Origin of the sequence: Pandoraea sp. ISTKB, from assembly GCF_001721285.1 — a bacterium.
GTDB classification, from domain to species: domain Bacteria; phylum Pseudomonadota; class Gammaproteobacteria; order Burkholderiales; family Burkholderiaceae; genus Pandoraea; species Pandoraea capi.
Map to the genome: position 1 here is coordinate 95,554 of NZ_MAOS01000105.1, position 18,934 is coordinate 114,487.

An 18,934-nucleotide genomic window follows, 5' to 3' on the forward strand; every position below is an offset into this window, starting at 1 on the left:
GCGCGACGCATCGAGGCAAAAAACTCATGGTGACTCGTAAATCCGCAGCCGCAAAGGTTGCGACCAAGACCACGACGGCCAAGCGTGCGGCAAAGCGCGTGGCAGGGGCGGCGAGCGTGGCGGGCGTGGCGAAGCCGGCCCGATCCGCAGCGACGGCCGGCGACGGCGTGCGTCGCGCGCCGCGCAAGGCTGCCGCGGCGACCGGTGTGGTGTCGGCCAAACCGGCTGGCAAGACGTCGGCGGGCAGGGCGCCCGTGAAGACGTCCGGCACCGGCACGGCCCGCAAGGCCGCGAGCCGGAAGGTCGCGGACAAGACAGAAAAGATGGAAAAGGCTGCCAAGCCGCTGCCGAAGGCCGTCAAGCCGGCGGCATCGAAGGCGGGGGCGAAGGCGCCGCGCAAGACGTCTACCGGGACATCTGCCAAAGCGGACGCGTCCTCGGCGGCGAGCACGCTTCGTGTCATTGCCAAGCGTGACGGCGAGACGCGTATCGTCACGCCCGAGATCGAGCGTATCGAGAAAGATGTCGTCGAGCAGGCCGTCACGGGTGTTGTGCCGTTGCCGGTCGCGCCGGGGGCATCGCGTCCCGACTTCTGGGATCAGGCATGCGCCGACCTCATGAAGCGTGACCGCATTCTCAAGAAGCTGATTCCTCAGTTCGGTCCCGCGCATCTGACGGGACGCGGCGAGCCGTTCGTCACGCTGGCGCGCTCCATCGTCGGTCAGCAGATCTCCGTGAAGGCGGCGCAGGCCGTGTGGGATCGCGTGGTGGCGATTTGCCCGAAGCTTTCCCCCTCGCAGTTCATCAAGGTCGGACACGATGCGCTGGCCGGCTGCGGATTGTCGCGTCGCAAAGCCGAATACATTCTCGATCTGGCGACGCACTTCAAATCGGGCGCCTTGCACGTCGATGCGTGGGCGAGCATGGACGACGAGGCCGTCATCGCCGAGCTGACCGGTATTCGGGGCATCGGCCGCTGGACGGCCGAGATGTTCCTCATGTTCAACCTGCTGCGTCCCGATGTCCTGCCGCTCGACGACGTCGGCCTGATCAACGCGATCAGCGTCAATTACTTCAGCGGAGAGCCCGTCACGCGCAGCGAAGCGCGGGAAGTCGCTGCCAACTGGGAGCCCTGGCGCTCCGTTGCCACGTGGTACATGTGGCGAAGCCTCGAACCGGTGCCGGTCGAGTATTGACCGACTGCCGGTCGGTGATCGGGCGCTTTTTGATCGTTTTACGGTTTCTTTAGACCTGAGGCCGTATAATCCGCGTCCATCCCGTCTCGTCCAGTCATTTTCGACGGCTATTGCGAGCCGAGAGGCAATGAAAGTTGCCTATCTCGATCGGGTAGACGTTACCGGCGGTACAATACGCTGCCGCATTTCCGGGGAAACCTGATGAAGAACACCTTTTTGGATTTTGAACAGCCGATCGCCGAACTCGAAGCGAAGATTGAAGAGTTGCGCTTCGTGCAGGACGATTCCGCCGTCGACATTTCCGAAGAGATCGAGCGCCTCTCCAAGAAGAGCCAGCAGCTCACCAAAGACATCTACACAAACCTGTCGCCGTGGCAGGTTTCGCAAATCTCGCGTCACCCGCAGCGTCCTTACACGCTCGACTATGTGCGCGACATCTTCACTGACTTCCACGAACTGCATGGCGATCGCGCTTTCTCGGACGATCACGCTATCGTGGGTGGCATGGCCCGTTTCAACGGTCAGGCCTGTATGGTCATTGGTCACCAGAAGGGCCGCGATACGAAGGAGCGCGCGATGCGTAACTTCGGTATGCCGCGTCCCGAGGGGTATCGCAAGGCGATGCGCCTGATGAAGATGGCCGAGAAGTTCGGTCTGCCGATCTTCACGTTCGTCGACACGCCGGGGGCTTATCCGGGTATCGATGCCGAAGAGCGCGGTCAGTCGGAAGCGATCGGTCACAACCTTTATGTGATGGCCGAACTCAAGACGCCGATCATCACCACGATCATCGGTGAGGGTGGTTCGGGCGGCGCGCTGGCCGTGGCGGTTGCCGATACGGTCATGATGTTGCAGTTCTCGACCTATTCGGTGATCTCGCCGGAAGGTTGCGCGTCGATTCTGTGGAAGAGTGCTGCCAAGGCGCCTGAAGCTGCCGAAGCGCTGGGTCTCACGGCGCACCGTCTGAAGGCATTGGGCCTGATCGACAAGATCGTCAACGAGCCGCTGGGCGGTGCACAGCGTGACCCGCTGGGCATGGCTGGCATGCTCAAGCGCGCGCTGGCCGACTCGCTGCGTCAGTTCCAGGGCATCAGCCACAAGGAATTGCTGGAGCGTCGCTTCGAGCGTCTGATGAGCTATGGCAAGTTCAAGGAAGCCGGCGCGAAGTAAGGCGCCTGCCAATGCGTTGTCGTCCGTCGTGACGATGACGCCGAATCCGATGCCGCATCTCAATGCTTCTTCTGCCGCGTTCGCATCTGCCCGATGCGACGCGGCAGTTGCACATGTGGACGTCGCTTTGCGTGTGGCGCTGTCGGCGCACGTCATTGCGCATGCTCCCGAGCATGTCCCTGCGAACCTCGTTTCGCAGCACGGTTCTCCGTCATCTTCCGAGCCGCGTCTCGCCCTTGCGCTGAGTGGCGGGCTCGACTCTATGGTGCTGCTCGACGCCCTCGCGTATTGGGTGCACAAGCGCCGCGAAGCCGGCAATGCCGTCGCGCAACCCCTCGCCATTCACATCCATCACGGACTCTCCCCGCGTGCCGACGACTGGCTTGTCGTGTGCGAGCGTGAGGCGCGTTTGCGCGGATTTGCCTTCGAGGCAATTCGGGTGAACGTGCCGAGCGATGCCCGGCAAGGGATCGAGGGCGCGGCGCGAACGGCCCGCTACGCCGCGTTGGCGTCGAGCTGCCGGACGCACGGCATCGACTGGTTGCTCAGCGCGCACCACGCGAACGATCAGGCCGAAACGGTGCTGTTGCAGATGCTGCGCGGTGCGGGGTTGCCCGGCGTCGCAGCGATGGCCGTGGAAGGGGATATGCCCGGCGTTAGCGAGCAGGCGGGGCGCACGCGATTGCTGCGGCCGTTGCTCGATGTTTCGCGGGAGACGATGCGCGCCTATGCTCAGGCGCGTTCGCTCACGTGGGTCGAAGATCCGTCCAACGACGATCGGCATTACCTGCGAAATGCATTGCGTCACGACGTGATGCCTGCGATCGCGGCACACGTTCCCGCGTATCGCGAGACGTTGGCGCGATTTGCGCGGCACGCTGCGCAAGCGCAAACGCTGCTCGATCAACTCGCGCAGCTCGACTTCGACGCAGCGCGAGTGGTCCGCGCGGACGCCGCCGAGTGCCTGCAACGCAGTCGTCTGCAAGCGCTGGATGCGGCGCGTCTCGCGAATCTGTTGCGCTACTGGGTGGTGCGTCGCGGATTGTCGACGCCACCGGAAGCGCGGCTCGACGAATGGGTGCGGCAGATTCGTGATGCGCAACCGGAGGCGTCGGTGGCGTTGCCGCACGGTACAGCCGTCTTGCGCTTGTATCGAGATGAACTGCAATGGACGGCGGTGTACGACGTCGCCGACCCGGACGATGTCGTCGACGAGGCGGTGCTGCGCTGGTCGGGCGAGCGCGAATGGGCCTTGCCGCAATGGAAAGGGACCATCGTCTTCACGCTGGTTGAAGATGGGGCGTCTGACGACGGCAGCGTGGACGAGAGCGTGTTGCGAGCGAAGCCGCTGGTCGCGAAGGCCAGAGCAGGCGGCGAGCGATGGCGCGAACGCGCCGACGGACACTCGCGGTCGCTGAAACACTGGTATCAGAGTCGGGGCGTAGCCGCGTGGCTGCGCAATGTGCCGATCGTCTGGCAAGGAACGGAGATCGTTTTTGTTCCCCGTCTCGGTGTGGACGGCGGCGCCCAACTCACGCAGGGCGGCGCACGATGGCACTTGACCTGGCGTGATGAGGCTTGATGGCGCTTCTGCGTGATGCGCTTGGGGCGCGCGATCTTCTCTCTTCTGTCGTGCGCTCTCACTCCTTGCTTTTGCGCTTCTGTGTTTCTGTGCCTCTAACCTCTGTGCTTCAAACCTCCTCATCCTTGGCAACCCTCCGGGCAGCGGGGATTGGAGGCACTCGACTAGGCTCCAACTTAAAGTCGCTACGTCTGAGTGCCCCCAATCCCCGCCCATCAAACGCCCGAATCCCTCCGACAGATGTCCGGAGCCTCTCCCAAACGCCCGCGTCTCTCCGTCACCTCTCCGAAGCCTCCATCAAACGCCTGATCCCTTCGACAGATGCGGAGCCTCCCTCAACCGTCCTCGTCCCTCTCTATACATTCTGCTGAATCGGATATGTGCGCATATTCCGTGCGGCATGGTCGCCAAGCGAATCCGTCGCTGGCGGCATAATCTGCTGCAACTCGCGGTCGGAGCGGGGCGGAACAGCGCGTTGTGCGTCAAACCGAAGCCGCCACGATACATTCGTGCGATAATCAAAAGTTCCGCGAATCGAAACGTCTCCGATACCCTTCCGAAGGTATCCGCGCAGGATTCATAAACGGTTTTAAATCAATGTGTTAGCAATGTTATGGCTCTGATCGTACACAAATACGGCGGCACGTCGATGGGCTCGGTGGAGCGCATCAAGAATGTCGCCAAGCGCGTGGCCAAATGGCATAAGGCCGGTCACAAGATGGTGGTGGTGCCGTCGGCAATGTCCGGCGAAACCAATCGTCTGCTGGGCCTGGCCAAGGAAATTTCGGCCAACCCGGATCCGCGCGAACTCGACGCAATTGCCGCCACGGGCGAGCAAGTGAGCGTCGGCCTGCTGGCAATGGCCCTCAAAGAGGCTGGCGTCGATGCCGTGAGCTACGCCGGCTGGCAAGTACCGATCAAGACCGACAGCGCTTTCACCAAGGCTCGCATTTCGGAAATCGACGACAAGCGCGTGATGGCCGATCTCGACGCCGGTCGCGTGGTGGTGATCACCGGCTTCCAGGGCATCGACCCGAACGGCAACGTGACCACGCTCGGTCGCGGTGGCTCGGATACGTCGGCAGTGGCAGTTGCCGCGGCACTCAAGGCCGACGAATGCCTGATCTACACCGACGTCGATGGCGTGTACACGACGGACCCGCGTGTGGTCGACGAAGCACGTCGTCTCGATAAGGTCACCTTCGAAGAGATGCTGGAAATGGCCAGCCTCGGCTCGAAGGTGCTGCAAATCCGTTCGGTGGAATTCGCCGGCAAGTACCAGGTCAAGACTCGCGTGCTGTCGAGCCTGACCGACCCGATGATCGCGCTCGACGAAGAAGCGCGCTCGGGCACGCTGATTACTTTTGAGGAAGACGAACAAATGGAAAAGGCCATCATCTCGGGTATCGCATTCCAGCGCGACGAGGCCAAGATCACCGTGCGCGGCGTGCCGGATCGTCCGGGCATCGCTTACCAGATCCTCGGCCCGATCGCCGACGCGAATATCGATGTCGACATGATCATCCAGAACCTGAGCGTCGATGGGAAGACGGACTTCACGTTCACCGTGCCGCGCGGCGACTATCAGCGCGCGATGACGCTGCTGCAAAACGATGTGCAGGGCCATATCGGCGCCGCTGAAGTGCTGGGCGATCCGAAGGTCTCGAAGGTGTCGATCGTCGGCGTGGGCATGCGCTCGCACGTGGGTATCGCCAGCAAGGCGTTCCGCACGCTGTCGGAAGAGGGCATCAACATCCAGTTGATCTCGACGTCGGAAATCAAGATCTCGGTGCTGATCGACGAGAAGTACATGGAACTCGCCGTGCGCGCATTGCACAAAGCTTTCGAACTCGATCAGGCGTAAGCCGTCGAAGCGCTTCGGAAGTTGTTGAGCTGGCAGTAGAAATTTGCGGGAAAACGCGCCGCATGCGAGTGGGATGCATGCGGCGCGTCGCGGAAAATTCGCGCGTAGATGCGGGAAATTTCCTCGGAACGTGTCGAGCGCATGACACGTACGCAAAAAAAGTTGGATTTCGATGCGGATAATGTTTGACGGCATCGAGAACAGTAGGTAGTATCACGGCTTCGTTGCATCACCTCCCTGGTGCAACGCAAGTTTGGGAGACGTGGCCGAGAGGTCGAAGGCACTCCCCTGCTAAGGGAGCATCTGGGCCAAAACCTGGATCGAGGGTTCGAATCCCTCCGTCTCCGCCAAAAGCGGTGACAAAGCCCCGTGAGTTCGAGGACTCGCGGGGCTTTTTCTTTTTTGGCTATCCCCACTGTTCTTGTGCGGCGTAGGTACGCAGCCGTGCGTGAATAAGGTAAAGTAGCACCCCCGTCATCTTTCCGTCGAATTTCGAGCGAGGACAATCATGTCGACCATTACTACCGATTCCGGCCTGCAATACGAAGACCTGCAAGTGGGCGATGGCGCAGAAGCTGTCGCAGGCAAGAGCGTCTCCGTTCACTACACGGGCTGGCTCACCGACGGCAAGAAATTCGATTCCAGCAAGGATCGTAATCAGCCGTTCGACTTCGTTCTTGGTGGCGGCATGGTCATTCGTGGCTGGGACGAAGGCGTTCAGGGCATGAAGGTCGGCGGCAAGCGCAAGCTCATTATTCCGGCCGAACTGGGCTACGGTGCACGCGGTGCAGGCGGCGTGATTCCGCCGAACGCCACCCTGGTCTTCGAGGTCGATCTGTTGGACGTCTGAAGCATCGAACGCCGCAAGTCACACACTTAGCGGCACGGTCGAAGCAACAGACACCCCCGGTGCCTCGCAGGCACCGGGGGTGTTGTCTTTTCGACGTTTCAAATTCATGTGTGCCGGCGTCACGAGCGCCGGTGATACAAAGGAGCCTTTACGAGGTGTCTCACTCAGTAACGTCTGTTTCCAGATTCTGGTTTCCCTTTTCGCTGGTGCTCTTCGAGTTCGCGGTCTATATCTCGAACGACATGATCATGCCCGGCATGCCGCTGGTGACGCGCGAGTTTGGCGCGAGCGCGGAAGCGACAACGCTGGCACTGACCGCCGCGATGCTCGGCAACGCGAGCCTGCAATGGCTGCTCGGCCCGCTCGCCGATCGCTTCGGTCGCCGTCGTGTGCTGCTCTCAGGCCTCGCGATGTTCATCGTCGCCTGTCTGGCCGTGCACTATGTGCAGTCGATGCCGCAGTTCATCCTCCTGCGCTTCCTGCAAGGGATGGGCTGCTGTTTTGTGCTGACGGTCGGCTATCCGACGGTGCATGAGGCCTTCGAGGAGAAGACGGCTGTGCGCGTCATGGCGCTTATGGCGAATGTCTCGCTGCTCTCGCCGCTGTTCGGGCCGCTCGCCGGGGCCGCTGTGGTGTCGTTCTGGCCGTGGCGCAGCATCTTCTGGCTCATCGCCATCGTCGCTGTGTTTTCATTTGTCGGGCTGTACCGAACGATGCCGGAACTTTCACGGCACGACCGCAATGCGTTAAATGCCAGCCAGTTGTGGCAGGGCTACAAGCTCCCGCTCTCGAGTGGCTGCTTCTGGCGCGGCGCTGTGCTCACGGGCCTGGCCGTCACGCCGCTGCTCACGTGGATTGCACTCGGGCCGGTGTTCCTGATCGAGCGCGCGGGGCTGTCGCAGATGCAGTACGCCATGTTGCAGGTGCCGGTTTTCGCGGCGCTGATTCTCGGCAACGTGCTGCTCGCGCGTCAGGTCGGGCGCTGGTCGAATGGCCGGTTGCTGGCGACGGGCGTCGCCGCCATGCTGGTTGGTGCGGCCGTGTCGCTCGTCGGTACGGCGATTCTTGCCCCCGGCTACCCGGCGCTGCTCATCGGCACGACGCTGCACGCGTTCGGCATGGGCATGAGCTACGGTGTGGTGTACCGCCAGTCGCTCTTTGCCGTCGACAGTCCCAACCGGGCGACGGTGGCGGGCATGCTGAGCATGATCACCATCGTGGTCGCCGTCGCCGTGATCGAAGCGATGAAGTTCGCCTATCTGCACTTCGGCGACGCGGCGCTCGGTATCGGTGCGATGCTGGCCGCAGCGCTTGTCGCCGTACTCGCGGCGAACTTTGTGCCGCCGCCCGCGCAGGATGCGCTATCGCAGACCGGTCGACGCGCATAAGTCGAACGCCAGTCGAACGCAGACCGGTCGATCTTGCCTGCAACATCGGCAAGGGAAGACGGTGAAATAAAAAACGCCAGCGAACACCATTCGCTGGCGTTTTTTTATGCGCGACGGATCAGCCGTGGGCGCGCTCGTCGCCGACCGTTTCAGCTTGCGCGACAGGTGAGCTGCTCGCTGCGGTGCCGGGATGCGCCGCGCCGGGGGCTGACGGTGCTGCCGATGTCGTTGATGTTGCCGATGCCGCCGCCGGTGCCGACGGTTCGGGGCTCGCGTAGTAATCGCGTTCCCACTTCTCGTGATTGGCTTTGGCCTGCTGCAATTCCGGCGTGAGCGGCGCAAACGCCAGCAGCAGCTTGTTGAGCCACGAGACGGGCGCTCTGCACGGACGCTCGAAGTCGACGAACAGCACCACGCGCGTCTCGTCGGTATCGTTGTGCACCTGATGTTCGTAAGCGTCGTCGAAGATCACCACGCGATTGGCTTGCCAGACATAACGCTGACCATCGACCTCGATCCAGCATTTTTCGCGCTCACGCGGCACCTTCAACGCAAGGTGCAGGCGTAATACCCCGTTATACGGGCCGCGATGCAGTGGGATCTTCTTGCCCGGAGAGAGGATGGAGAAGAACGCCGTGCGCAGACCGGGAATGTCGTCGAGTGCTTTGGCCGTGGCCGGGCAGCGCGCGAGATTGCGCTGTGCACGCATGCCATAGCCGAGGAAGACGAACGTCTGCCACTGGTGGTCCTGCGTGATGGTGGCGACGTCGGGCGAGATCTCGTGGAATGCCGGCAGGCGTCCCGGGGTTGCCAGCACCGCTTCGAGTTCTTTCGCGATGGCTGGCGCCTGTGCTTCGATGGCTTCGACCCAGGGGAACTGGGCGTTATCGAAGATGGGCTTGTCGCCGACCAATGAGTGACGCGCGATGCTGCGTTGCGCCGCTTCCACACACTGAAAGAAAAATCTGGCGAGCCAGCGGGGCAGGGTACGGTTAGGGTTCTGCGCGGGCGATCGTGTAGCACTCAACGTCGGCCTCCAGGGTGGGATGGGGGAACCGGGCCGGCGGGGATGTGTCTTTCAGTGCGGTGAACGCCGGGCTTTTGGGTACAATTGTCGCGCGGTCCGGCCGCGCCGCCAAGTCTCATGCGGGAAATGTGCGTGAGCGATGGGTTACGAGATGTTTCGTACGGATCGAAGGGGTGGGGCTGGATGCGTCCGGACCCCGAGCAGGCTGGCGCTCGCCGACCAACACAGGAGACGCATGAACGCGCGCACATCAGGGCATCCACACACGGCCAGAGGCACTATTCGCACTTTTGTGACCTCGCTGGCGTCATCGGCCATCCCGGCACCGCGCGCCGATCTCGCCGTCTCCTCCGTCCGCGCGGTCCGCTTCGGCTTTCGTCGCATTTCACGAGTGCTGACGCTCGCCGGCATGGCGCCCGTCGCCACGCTGCTGGCGGCCGGCATGCTCCCGGCACCGGCGGCGCACGCCAAGTACGCCATCGCCCAGTACGGCGAGCCGAAATATCCCCAGGGGTTCACGCACTTCGACTACGTCAATCCCGATGCGCCTCGCGGCGGCACGTTGACGCTAGCGAACCCCGACCGTCGCACCAGCTTCGACAAATTCAATCCGTTCACCTTGCGGGGCACCTCTGCGCCGGGCGTGTCGGGGCTGATGTTCGAGACGCTCGGCATTGGCAGTGCCGATGAACCGGCCACTGTCTACGGCTTGCTGGCGGACGACATCGCCGTCGCGCCCGACGGGGCCTCGGTCACGTTCCACATCAACCCGGCGGCTCGCTTCAACAACGGCGATCCGGTCACGGCGCAAGACGTCAAATATTCGTTCGACACGCTCATGAGCCCGCAGTCGGCACCCGGCTTCAAGGTGATGCTGGCTGACGTGAAGGGCGTTACGGTGATCGACAAGTCTCGCGTGCGCTTCGATTTCCGGCGAGTGAGCCCCGATCTGCCGCTACTGGTGTCGTCGGTGCCCGTGTTCTCGCCCAAGTGGGCCGTGGGGGCAGACGGCAAGCGCAAAGCGTTCGACGCACTGACATTCGAGCCGCCCGTGGCGAGCGGCCCCTATCGGATCGAGTCCTACGACGGCGGGCGTCGCATCACTTTCCAGCGTGACCCGAAGTACTGGGGCAACGACCTGCCGGTGCGACGCGGCACGTACAACTTCGAGCGCATCGTCTACAAGCTGTACTCCGACGACATCGTGCGCCTGGAAGGCTTCAAGGCTGGCGAGTTCGATGCCATCACCGAATACCGCGCGCGTAGTTGGGTGCGCAGCTACGTCGGTAAGCGATTCAAGGACGGCGAACTGATCAAGCGCGAATTTGCGCATCACAACGCGGCAGGCATGCAGGGCTTCATCCTGAATACGCGCCGCGATCTGTTCCGCGATGTTCGCGTGCGCAAAGCGCTGGACCTCGCGCTCGATTATCAGTGGCTCAATCGCCAACTGTTCTACAACCAGTACCAGCGTATCTACAGTTACTTCACCAACAGCGATCTGGCCGCGCGCGGCATGCCCAGCGACGCGGAGCTCAAGCTGCTGGAGCCGTTGCGAAAGAAGCTGGACCCGGCGGTGTTCGGCCCGATGGTGGTGCAGCCCACGACGACACCGCCCGCCAGCCTGCGCGACAACCTGCGCGAAGCGCGTGAACTGCTGGAGCAGGCGGGCTGGACTTATCGCGATGGGGCGTTGCGTAACGCGAAGGGCGAACCGTTCGTCTTCGAGTTTCTGGATGACGGCGGGTCGATGGGGCCGGTGGCGTCCGCATACGCACGAAATCTGGCGAAGCTCGGCATCACGCTGAATTTCCGTACGAGCGATTTTGCGCTGTATCAGAAGCGTATCGAGACGTTCGACTTCGACATGATTTCGCTGCGCTATCCCGATTCGCAGATTCCCGGTACCGAACTGCTCGACCGTTTCGGTAGCCAGTCGGCCGGCGTTGAAGGCTCGGACAACGTGATCGGTCTGAAGGACCCGGCCGTCGACTCGCTGCTCGGCAACCTGGTGCGTGCCCATACCTATGAGGATCTGGTGGCCGCGGCCCGCGCGCTGGACCGGGTGCTGATGCACGGCTATTACATCGTGCCGCACTGGTTCTCGTCGACGCATCGCATGGCGTACAAACAGAGTTTGCGTTACCCCGAAAAGTTACCGCTGTACTTCACCGCAGAAGGCTGGCTGGTCTCGATGTGGTGGGATTCACGCTCGGACCGCACGGGCAATGCACCGTCGCCGGTGGCAGCCCCGACTGGAGTCGATCGTTAATCATGTGGGCCTACATTCTCAAACGATTGCTGATCATGATCCCGACGCTGCTCGGCGTGATCACGCTGACCTTTGCGGTCATCCAGTTCGTGCCGGGCGGGCCGGTCGAGCAGGTGATGCTCGAACTCAAGGGGCGCGGTGGCGGCGGTGAGGCCAGCGGTGGCGGGGGCGGCAGCGACTATCGCGGACGTCGCGGCATCGACGCGCAACAACTCGCCCAGATCAAGGCGCTCTACGGCTTCGACAAGACCCCGATGGAGCGCTACTGGCTGATGCTCAAACGCTTCGCACGCTTCGATCTCGGGCAGAGCTATTTCCATCACCAGAGTGTCTGGTCGCTGATCGTCTCGAAGTTGCCGGTGTCGATCTCGCTGGGGCTATGGACGTTCTTCCTCACCTACCTGATATCGGTGCCGCTGGGCATCGCCAAGGCGGTGCGCAACGGCTCGCGTTTCGACACGCTGACGAGTCTGGTCGTGCTCGTGGGATATGCCATTCCGGGGTTCGTGCTCGGCGTGTTGCTGCTGGTGCTGTTCGGCGGCGGCACGTTCTGGCAGTTGTTCCCGCTGCGCGAGCTCGTGTCGGATAACTGGAGCGATCTGTCGTGGTCGGCCAAAATTACCGATTATCTGTGGCACATCACGTTGCCGGTGACGGCGTCGGTGGTCGGCAGTTTTGCCGTCATCACCATGCTGACGAAGAACGCGTTCCTCGACGAGATTCGCCGGCAGTACGTGCTGACGGCGCGCGCGAAGGGGCTGTCTGAGCGCAAGGTGTTGTTCAAGCATGTCTTTCGCAATGCGCTGATCCCGCTCATTACCGGTTTTCCCGCCGCGTTTATCGGTGCGTTCTTCGCGGGCAGTCTGCTGATCGAGACGCTGTTCTCGCTCGACGGTCTGGGGCGGTTGTCGTACGAATCGGTACAGCGCCGCGATTATCCGGTCGTGCTCGGCTCGCTGTATCTGTTCACGCTCATCGGCCTCGTGACCAAACTCATCTCCGACCTCTGCTACGTGCTGGTCGACCCGCGTATTCAATTCGATCGAGTGGAGCACTGACGTGACCCGATCCGCCACGCCATCGCCACGCCCGTCCTCACCGTCGTCTTATTTCGCCTCGCCCGCGCGCTCGCCGCGCTGGCGCGTCTGGCGGCGCTTTCGTAGTCATCGGCTGGGCTACTGGAGCCTGATTGCGTTCGTGGTGCTGTTCGGCGTCAGCCTCTTTGCCGAAGTCATCGCCAACGACAAGCCGTGGGTCGTGCGCTACGAGGGGCAGTGGTATTTCCCGCTCGTGAAGACCTACCCGGAATCGACCTTCGGCGGCGACTTCCCGACGCCCACGGATTACCTCGACCCGTTCATCGAAGACCGTATCCGCTCGGGCGACAATTTCGCGATCTATCCGCCGGTGCGTTACAGCTACGCCACCATCAACTACTTCGCGAAGGTGCCGAATCCGGCGCCGCCGTCCTCTGAGAACTGGCTCGGGACGGACGATCGCGGCCGCGATGTCTTCGCGCGATTGCTCTACGGCTTTCGGCTGTCTGTGATCTTTGCGCTGGCGCTCACGGTCTCCGGCACGTTGCTCGGCGTGCTCGCGGGGGCGATACAGGGCTTCTACGGCGGACGGATCGACCTGACGTTGCAACGTCTCATCGAAATCTGGGGATCGTTACCGGAGCTGTATCTGCTGATCATCTTCGCGTCGATCTTCGAGCCGCATCTGTGGCTGCTCTTCGTACTGCTGTCGTTATTCGGCTGGATCGGCTTGTCCGACTATGTGCGTGCCGAGTTTCTGCGCAACCGGCAACTGGATTACGTGCGCGCGGCGCGGGCGATGGGGCTGTCGAACTGGCAGATCATTCGTCGTCACGTGTTGCCCAACAGCATGACGCCGGTCATCACGTTCCTGCCGTTTCGCATGAGCGGGGCGATTCTGGCGCTCACGAGTCTCGACTTTCTCGGGCTCGGTGTGCCGCCGCCGACGCCGAGCCTCGGCGAGCTTCTCAATCAGGGCAAGGCGAATCTCGACGCGTGGTGGATCTCGCTCGCGACCTTCGTCGTGCTCGTGCTCACGCTGTTGTTGCTGACGTTCATGGGAGACGCCTTGCGTAATGCGCTCGACACGCGTGTCGCGGACAAGCAGGCTGCGGCCGGGGGGGCGATGTGAACGCGCCGGCCTCTCCTTTGCTCAGTATCGAAAATCTTTCGGTGCGCTTCGGCGACACCGAGGCAGTGAAGAACGTGAGCCTCGCCATCGAGCGCGGCGAGCGGGTCGCCCTGGTCGGTGAGTCGGGCTCGGGCAAGAGTGTGACGGCGCTCGCGATTCTGCGCCTGTTGCAGGACGCCGAGATTCAGGGACGGATTCTGCTCGACGGCAAGGATCTGGCATCGGCCAGCGAGCGCGAGATGCGCGGACTGCGCGGTAACGATATCGCGATGATCTTCCAGGAGCCGATGACAGCGCTCAATCCGCTGTATCCGATCGGCGAGCAGATCGCCGAGGCGCTGGAATTGCACGAGGGGCTGTCGAAGAAGGACGCCAAGTTGCGGGCCATCGAATTGCTGCGACGCACTGGCATTCCCGAGCCTGAGCGTCGCGTCTCGCACTTCCCGCACGAACTGTCGGGCGGTCAGCGTCAACGCGCCATGATCGCCATGGCGCTGGCCTGCCGTCCCAAGTTGCTGCTGGCGGACGAACCTACGACCGCGCTCGACGTCACCATTCGCGCGCAGATCATCGAGCTGCTCCTCGAATTGCAGCGCGACGCCGCCGAAAAGCGCGGCATGGCGGTACTGCTCATCACCCACGATCTGAATCTCGTGCGACGGTTTGCGCAACGTGTGGCGGTGATGGAAAAGGGCGTGCTCGTGGAGTGCGCCGAGACCGAGGCGCTGTTCACGAATCCGCAGCATCCGTACACGCGCAAGCTGATCGACAGCCGCCCGCAGCGCGAGATTCATCCGGTGTTGCCCATCGCGCCCGTGTTGCTTGAAGGGCGTGGCGTGACGGTGGACTATGCGACCGCGCAGCCCGGCGTTCGCGGCTGGTTCCAGCGTGGGCGCTTCCGCGCGGTGCATCCGGTCGATTTGTCGCTGCGTCAGGGCGAGACGCTTGGGGTAGTGGGCGAATCGGGTTCCGGCAAGACGACGCTCGCCATGGCGATGCTCGGCCTCCAGCGCGCCAGCGCCGGCCAGATCGAGTTTCAGGGCGAGCCGCTCACGTCGTATCGCGGTGCGGCACAGCGCACCCTGCGCTCACGCATGCAGATCGTGTTTCAGGATCCGTTCGGCTCGCTGTCCCCGCGCATGACCATCGAGGAAATCGTGGGCGAGGGGCTGGCGTTGCATCGTCCGCAGATGAGCGAGGACGACCGGCGCACACGCGTGGCCGAAGTGCTGCGCGAGGTCGGGATCGACGCGCGCGCCATGTCGCGGTATCCGCATGAATTCTCCGGCGGCCAACGGCAACGGATTGCGATTGCCCGTGCGCTGGTCGTCGATCCGCAGATCCTCGTGCTCGACGAGCCGACCAGTGCGCTTGACGTCTCGATCCAGCAGCAGGTGCTCCATCTGCTCGCGCAATTGCAGATCAAGTACAACCTGAGTTACCTCTTTATCAGCCACGATCTGGCGGTCATGCGGGCCATGGCGCACAGGGTGCTGGTGTTCAAGGACGGCCAGCTGGTGGAGCAGGGCGATACGGAATCAGTATTTTTTGATCCGCAAAACGATTACACCCGCGAGCTGGTGGCCGCAGCCATGCTGTAGGTTTGTGACATGGGGGCGAAACGTCACATAACGTCGCGGAACGTCGCCCAAATCGCAAAGGCTTGATTGTTAATGAAAATTTTCCGATTGCACTGATTGTTTTTTTCTATTACCTTTTGACATCATGTGACGTTCACATTACTATCGCGTACCAATTAAGTTGATTATTCAACGAGTTAACCGATCAGATAACGGAACAGTTCCGAAGTCAGTTCAGAAACAAGTTCGGCGGTGGGTCTGCCGGGCGTGACTCGAAGGATTCAACACGGCAGCATCCTGTTGCACCCTGACGAGCTACTCATCGGCCATCCGACTCAACTAACCCGGCGACCAATGCAGACGAAACCTAAGCGCACCCGCAAGACTCTCCTTCTCGCGTTCACTGCCGCTGGCCTCGTCACCGCTTCGTTGACGGCGAAGGCTGACGACTACAACAACGGCCCGACTGCCGCCGCACGCGCTGCCGCTGCGGCCATCCAGGCGAGCAACGCTTCCCAGAACACCCAAAGCGCCGCTGGCGCCGCCACGGTCAGTGCCGATGCCGCACAGCCGGTCGTCGAAGAGTCGCGTGTGCAACGTGCACAGAAGCTGCTCTCGAACGTGACGGACAAGGCATCGGACGTCGTACTTGGCGCGCTGAACTACATTGGCGTTCGCTATAAGTACGGTGGCAATACGCCGGACAGCGGTCTGGATTGCAGCGGCTTCGTGCGCTATGTGTTCCAGGACACACTCAACTTCATGCTCCCGCGCCGCTCGGAAGAGATGAGCCAGGTGGGTGAGCGCATCGCCAAGACCGATCTGAAGCCGGGCGATCTGGTGTTCTTCAACACCATGCGCCGCAGCTTCTCGCACGTCGGTATCTATATTGGCGGCGACAAGTTCGTGCATGCCCCGGCGACGGGCGGCAAGATCCGCGTGGAAGACCTGCGCGAATCGTACTGGTCGGCGCGTTACAACGGCGCTCGCCGTGTCGAGACGCTCAAGGCCAGCGCAGAACTCACGCGCGTCGAACAACTCTTCAAGAACGATCACCCGATGTAAGTTGCCGAAGCTCGCGAAGGTTGCGAGCTTCCGTGCCAATGAAAATGCCGCCCGATGGGCGGCATTTTTGTTTGGTGCGACGGGATCGTTGGCTTGAGCGCCTTAGCGCGCTGCCTGTGGCATGCCGCGCGTGGCTTCCGACTGCGCCTCCGCGAGTTTGCGCTGAATCTCCGGCCACATCTTGGCGACGGCTTCCTCGCCCGCCAGAATCGCGCGGTTACGTCCCTGAAAGTCCGAGGCGCCCATCTTGGCGAGCGACGGACGAACGACGACGTCGGCGTTCTTCTCCAACTCGTATTGCTTGATCGATTGCCCCATGATCGTGAACGTCTGCATGAGGATGTCGAACTGGCCTTGTGTCGCCTGCGCGGTCGGGTTGGCGGAGATGTCGACCGCAATCACGAAGTCCGCGCCCATCTGACGGGCATATTCCGCCGGCACAGGGGCGACGAGCCCGCCGTCGACATAATCGCGATTGCCGATATGGACCGGCTCGAACACGCCCGGCACGCTGCTCGATGCGCGTACGGCCTGTCCGGTATTGCCGCGGCGGAACAGAATCGGGGCGCCGCTTTGCAGATCCGTGGCGACGATGCCCAACTGACGCGGCATCTGCTCGATCGTACGGTCCTTGAGGATCTTGTTGACGTACGACTGGAGCGCTTCGCCGCGCAACATGCCGCGTGAGCGGAACGGCATCGTCCAGTCGCTGATCGACGCTTCGTCCATCGTCGACGCCAGGCGATTGAGCTGGAAGCCGTTCAGGCCGGACGCATACATCGCGCCGACGACGCTGCCTGCACTCGTGCCGACGACGATGTCCGCGTGGATGCCACGGGCTTCCAGTGCCTTGATCACGCCCACATGGGCGAAGCCGCGCGCGGCACCGCCACCGAGGGCGAGACCGATCTTCAGCGGGCGGACGACCTTGGGCGGCACAAGCGGCGTAAGGGGTGTCGCCGGCGTGACGGGCGTTTGTGCGACGGGTGGCTGCGCCGTGGTCGACGTGGCGGTCTGACTCGTCGGCGGGGCGCTCGCACAACCTGCGAGCACGGCGGCCATGCCAAGCGCGGCAAACGCCGTGCGCGACGAGGTGAGTCGGCGTGTCACGCTGCCGCGCGTCGAGGCAGCGGACGGGGAGGTGGCGGACACAATGGGGGCATCGGCGGCCGTCAGGGTGACAGCGCGACGCAGGATTCGAATCAACGACAACAAGGGAAAACTCCGGCAGGGCAGGACAAACGCTCGCGGCACCATAGATCGTTGGAATGGGAAGGCCGGCGAGCGTCGACGCGCAATTTTACGGCGATTGGAGCGGTGAAGGCACAAATCAGTTCACTTTTCGAGGGTGTCATCAGTGTGCGGCGACCTGACACGGAACCTTTCCGGAGGCGGAACGTCTCATTTGCCGCAACGCACGCAATGTGTGAAGTCTGCGTGTGTGACCTGCCACTCCGCTGCCCGGCGCCTGTCCGAGGCATCCCGCCTTTGGGGCGCATTCGGTTGTCTCCCCCATCTCCCCACGCCACTTCCTGTTCTCGATAATGAACATCTGAACCAATGAGAATGGGAATCGTTTGTGTTGATTGAAATTTTTCATTATCCTGTTCCTCTCTGCAAAACCACAACGGCAAGGGGAATGGCTAATGAAGGCGAAGACGATCGGCAAGCTGGCGCGACTGACGGTGCTCGGCACGACAATGGCGGCGGCATTCGCCGCGCAGGCGGACAACGGTGTGCTGAATCTGTACTCGGCGCGTCATTATCAGACCGATGAGCAGCTTTACGGCACCTTCACCAAGCAGACGGGTATCAAGATCAACCGCATCGAAGCCGATGACGCAGCATTGCTGGAGCGTCTGAAGAGCGAAGGGGCGAAGAGCCCGGCCGACGTCATCCTGATGGTCGATGCGGCACGTCTGGCCAAGGGCGATGAGGCGGGGCTATTCCAACCGACGAAGTCGGCCACGCTCGATGCGCGTATTCCGGCCAAGCTGCACGCCGCAAACACGAAGGTGGGCACGGACTGGTATGGCTTCTCGACGCGCGCTCGTGTGATCGTCTACAACAAGGACAAGGTCGACCCGAAGACCGTGCAGACGTACGCTTCACTCGCCGATCCGGCGCACAAGGGGCAGGTCTGTACGCGCTCGGGGTCGCATCCGTACATGTTGTCGTTGGTCGGGGCGCTCATCGCACGTGACGGCGCCCAGGCGACGCAGAAATGGGCCGAGGGCATGGTGACGAACTTCGCGCGTGCGCCGCGCGGTGGCGATACCGACCAGATCAAAGCCGTGGCGACGGGCGAGTGCGGCGTGGCGCTGGCGAACTCGTACTATTACGTGCGCATGGCGCGTTCGGACAAGCCGGAAGACAAGGCGCTGATGTCGAAAGTCGGTTTCATCTGGCCGGATCAGGCAGGCAAGGGCACGCACGTGAACGTAGCCGGTGCCGGTATCGCCAAGCATGCGCCGAACCACGCCAATGCCGTGAAATTCCTGGAGTACCTGGCAAGCGACGAAGCGCAACAGTACTTCGCCAACGGCAACAACGAATGGCCGGCCGTGACGACGATCAAGGTCGATAACCCGGCGCTGGCTTCGCTCGGCGAATTCAAGGCAGAGGACGTCTCCATTGGTGCCGTCGCCAAAAATCTGCCGGAAGCGCAGCGCATTCTCGACCGGGCTGGCTATAAATAAGCGGACAGGACATCGCGGGTGATGCCCGCGATGGCAGCATTGCCCGCACCAAGCGCAAAGGGCGCCGGATCT

Annotated in this window: 14 protein-coding genes and 1 tRNA gene; 13 read left to right on the forward strand and 2 right to left on the reverse strand. The window is 62.4% G+C overall.

Annotated features, from left to right (window positions below):
- Positions 1 to 26: 26 nt before the first annotated feature.
- The 7 genes from A9762_RS27455 to A9762_RS27485 all read left to right on the forward strand — a co-directional run bounded on the left by A9762_RS27455 (position 27) and on the right by A9762_RS27485 (position 8,050).
- A complete protein-coding gene (locus tag A9762_RS27455) occupies positions 27 to 1,196 on the forward strand; it encodes an endonuclease III domain-containing protein (protein ID WP_069345175.1) in 1,170 nt (389 codons plus the stop codon).
- A gap of 201 nt (positions 1,197 to 1,397) precedes the next feature.
- The gene (locus A9762_RS27460; protein WP_069345112.1) at positions 1,398 to 2,366 is read left to right on the forward strand and encodes an acetyl-CoA carboxylase carboxyltransferase subunit alpha; all 969 of its coding nucleotides are present in this window, start codon (positions 1,398 to 1,400) and stop codon (positions 2,364 to 2,366) included.
- 115 nt (positions 2,367 to 2,481) lie between these two features.
- On the forward strand, positions 2,482 to 3,948 hold the full coding sequence (gene tilS, locus A9762_RS27465; protein WP_170836345.1) for a tRNA lysidine(34) synthetase TilS: 1,467 nt from the start codon (positions 2,482 to 2,484) through the stop codon (positions 3,946 to 3,948).
- A 613-nt stretch (positions 3,949 to 4,561) separates the two neighbouring features.
- Positions 4,562 to 5,812 (forward strand): aspartate kinase, encoded by a 1,251-nt coding sequence (locus A9762_RS27470; protein ID WP_069345114.1) that lies wholly within the window; start codon positions 4,562 to 4,564, stop codon positions 5,810 to 5,812.
- Between the two features lie 256 nt (positions 5,813 to 6,068).
- A tRNA-Ser gene (locus A9762_RS27475) sits at positions 6,069 to 6,162 on the forward strand.
- A 158-nt stretch (positions 6,163 to 6,320) separates the two neighbouring features.
- Positions 6,321 to 6,662, forward strand: a complete 342-nt coding sequence (locus tag A9762_RS27480) for an FKBP-type peptidyl-prolyl cis-trans isomerase (RefSeq protein ID WP_069345115.1) — start codon at positions 6,321 to 6,323, stop codon at positions 6,660 to 6,662.
- A 155-nt stretch (positions 6,663 to 6,817) separates the two neighbouring features.
- Entirely contained in the window at positions 6,818 to 8,050 is a 1,233-nt protein-coding gene (locus A9762_RS27485; protein WP_170836346.1) for an MFS transporter, read from the forward strand.
- 118 nt (positions 8,051 to 8,168) lie between these two features.
- Here A9762_RS27485 and A9762_RS27490 read toward each other — a convergent pair whose 3' ends face one another.
- Complete coding sequence (locus tag A9762_RS27490; protein WP_240493734.1) at positions 8,169 to 9,077, reverse strand: aspartyl/asparaginyl beta-hydroxylase domain-containing protein; 909 nt, start codon at positions 9,075 to 9,077, stop codon at positions 8,169 to 8,171.
- Positions 9,078 to 9,312: 235 nt separating this feature from the next.
- On the opposite strand from A9762_RS27490, the gene A9762_RS27495 reads away from it, so the two are divergent.
- From A9762_RS27495 to A9762_RS27515, 5 genes are all read left to right on the forward strand, one after another.
- Positions 9,313 to 11,349, forward strand: coding sequence for an extracellular solute-binding protein (locus tag A9762_RS27495; RefSeq protein ID WP_371443507.1), 2,037 nt, complete (start codon positions 9,313 to 9,315; stop codon positions 11,347 to 11,349).
- Positions 11,350 to 11,351: 2 nt separating this feature from the next.
- On the forward strand, positions 11,352 to 12,407 hold the full coding sequence (locus tag A9762_RS27500) for a microcin C ABC transporter permease YejB (protein WP_069345117.1): 1,056 nt from the start codon (positions 11,352 to 11,354) through the stop codon (positions 12,405 to 12,407).
- Between the two features lies 1 nt (position 12,408).
- On the forward strand, positions 12,409 to 13,518 hold the full coding sequence (locus tag A9762_RS27505; RefSeq protein ID WP_069345118.1) for an ABC transporter permease: 1,110 nt from the start codon (positions 12,409 to 12,411) through the stop codon (positions 13,516 to 13,518).
- A gap of 17 nt (positions 13,519 to 13,535) precedes the next feature.
- The gene (locus tag A9762_RS27510) at positions 13,536 to 15,119 is read left to right on the forward strand and encodes an ABC transporter ATP-binding protein (RefSeq protein ID WP_371443509.1); all 1,584 of its coding nucleotides are present in this window, start codon (positions 13,536 to 13,538) and stop codon (positions 15,117 to 15,119) included.
- Between the two features lie 333 nt (positions 15,120 to 15,452).
- Positions 15,453 to 16,163, forward strand: coding sequence for a C40 family peptidase (locus A9762_RS27515; protein ID WP_069345120.1), 711 nt, complete (start codon positions 15,453 to 15,455; stop codon positions 16,161 to 16,163).
- Between the two features lie 102 nt (positions 16,164 to 16,265).
- On the opposite strand, the gene A9762_RS27520 is transcribed toward A9762_RS27515, so the two are convergent.
- The gene (locus tag A9762_RS27520; protein ID WP_069345177.1) at positions 16,266 to 17,225 is read right to left on the reverse strand and encodes a patatin-like phospholipase family protein; all 960 of its coding nucleotides are present in this window, start codon (positions 17,223 to 17,225) and stop codon (positions 16,266 to 16,268) included.
- 584 nt (positions 17,226 to 17,809) lie between these two features.
- On the opposite strand from A9762_RS27520, the gene A9762_RS27525 reads away from it, so the two are divergent.
- Positions 17,810 to 18,862, forward strand: a complete 1,053-nt coding sequence (locus A9762_RS27525; RefSeq protein ID WP_069345121.1) for an extracellular solute-binding protein — start codon at positions 17,810 to 17,812, stop codon at positions 18,860 to 18,862.
- Positions 18,863 to 18,934 lie beyond the last annotated feature (72 nt).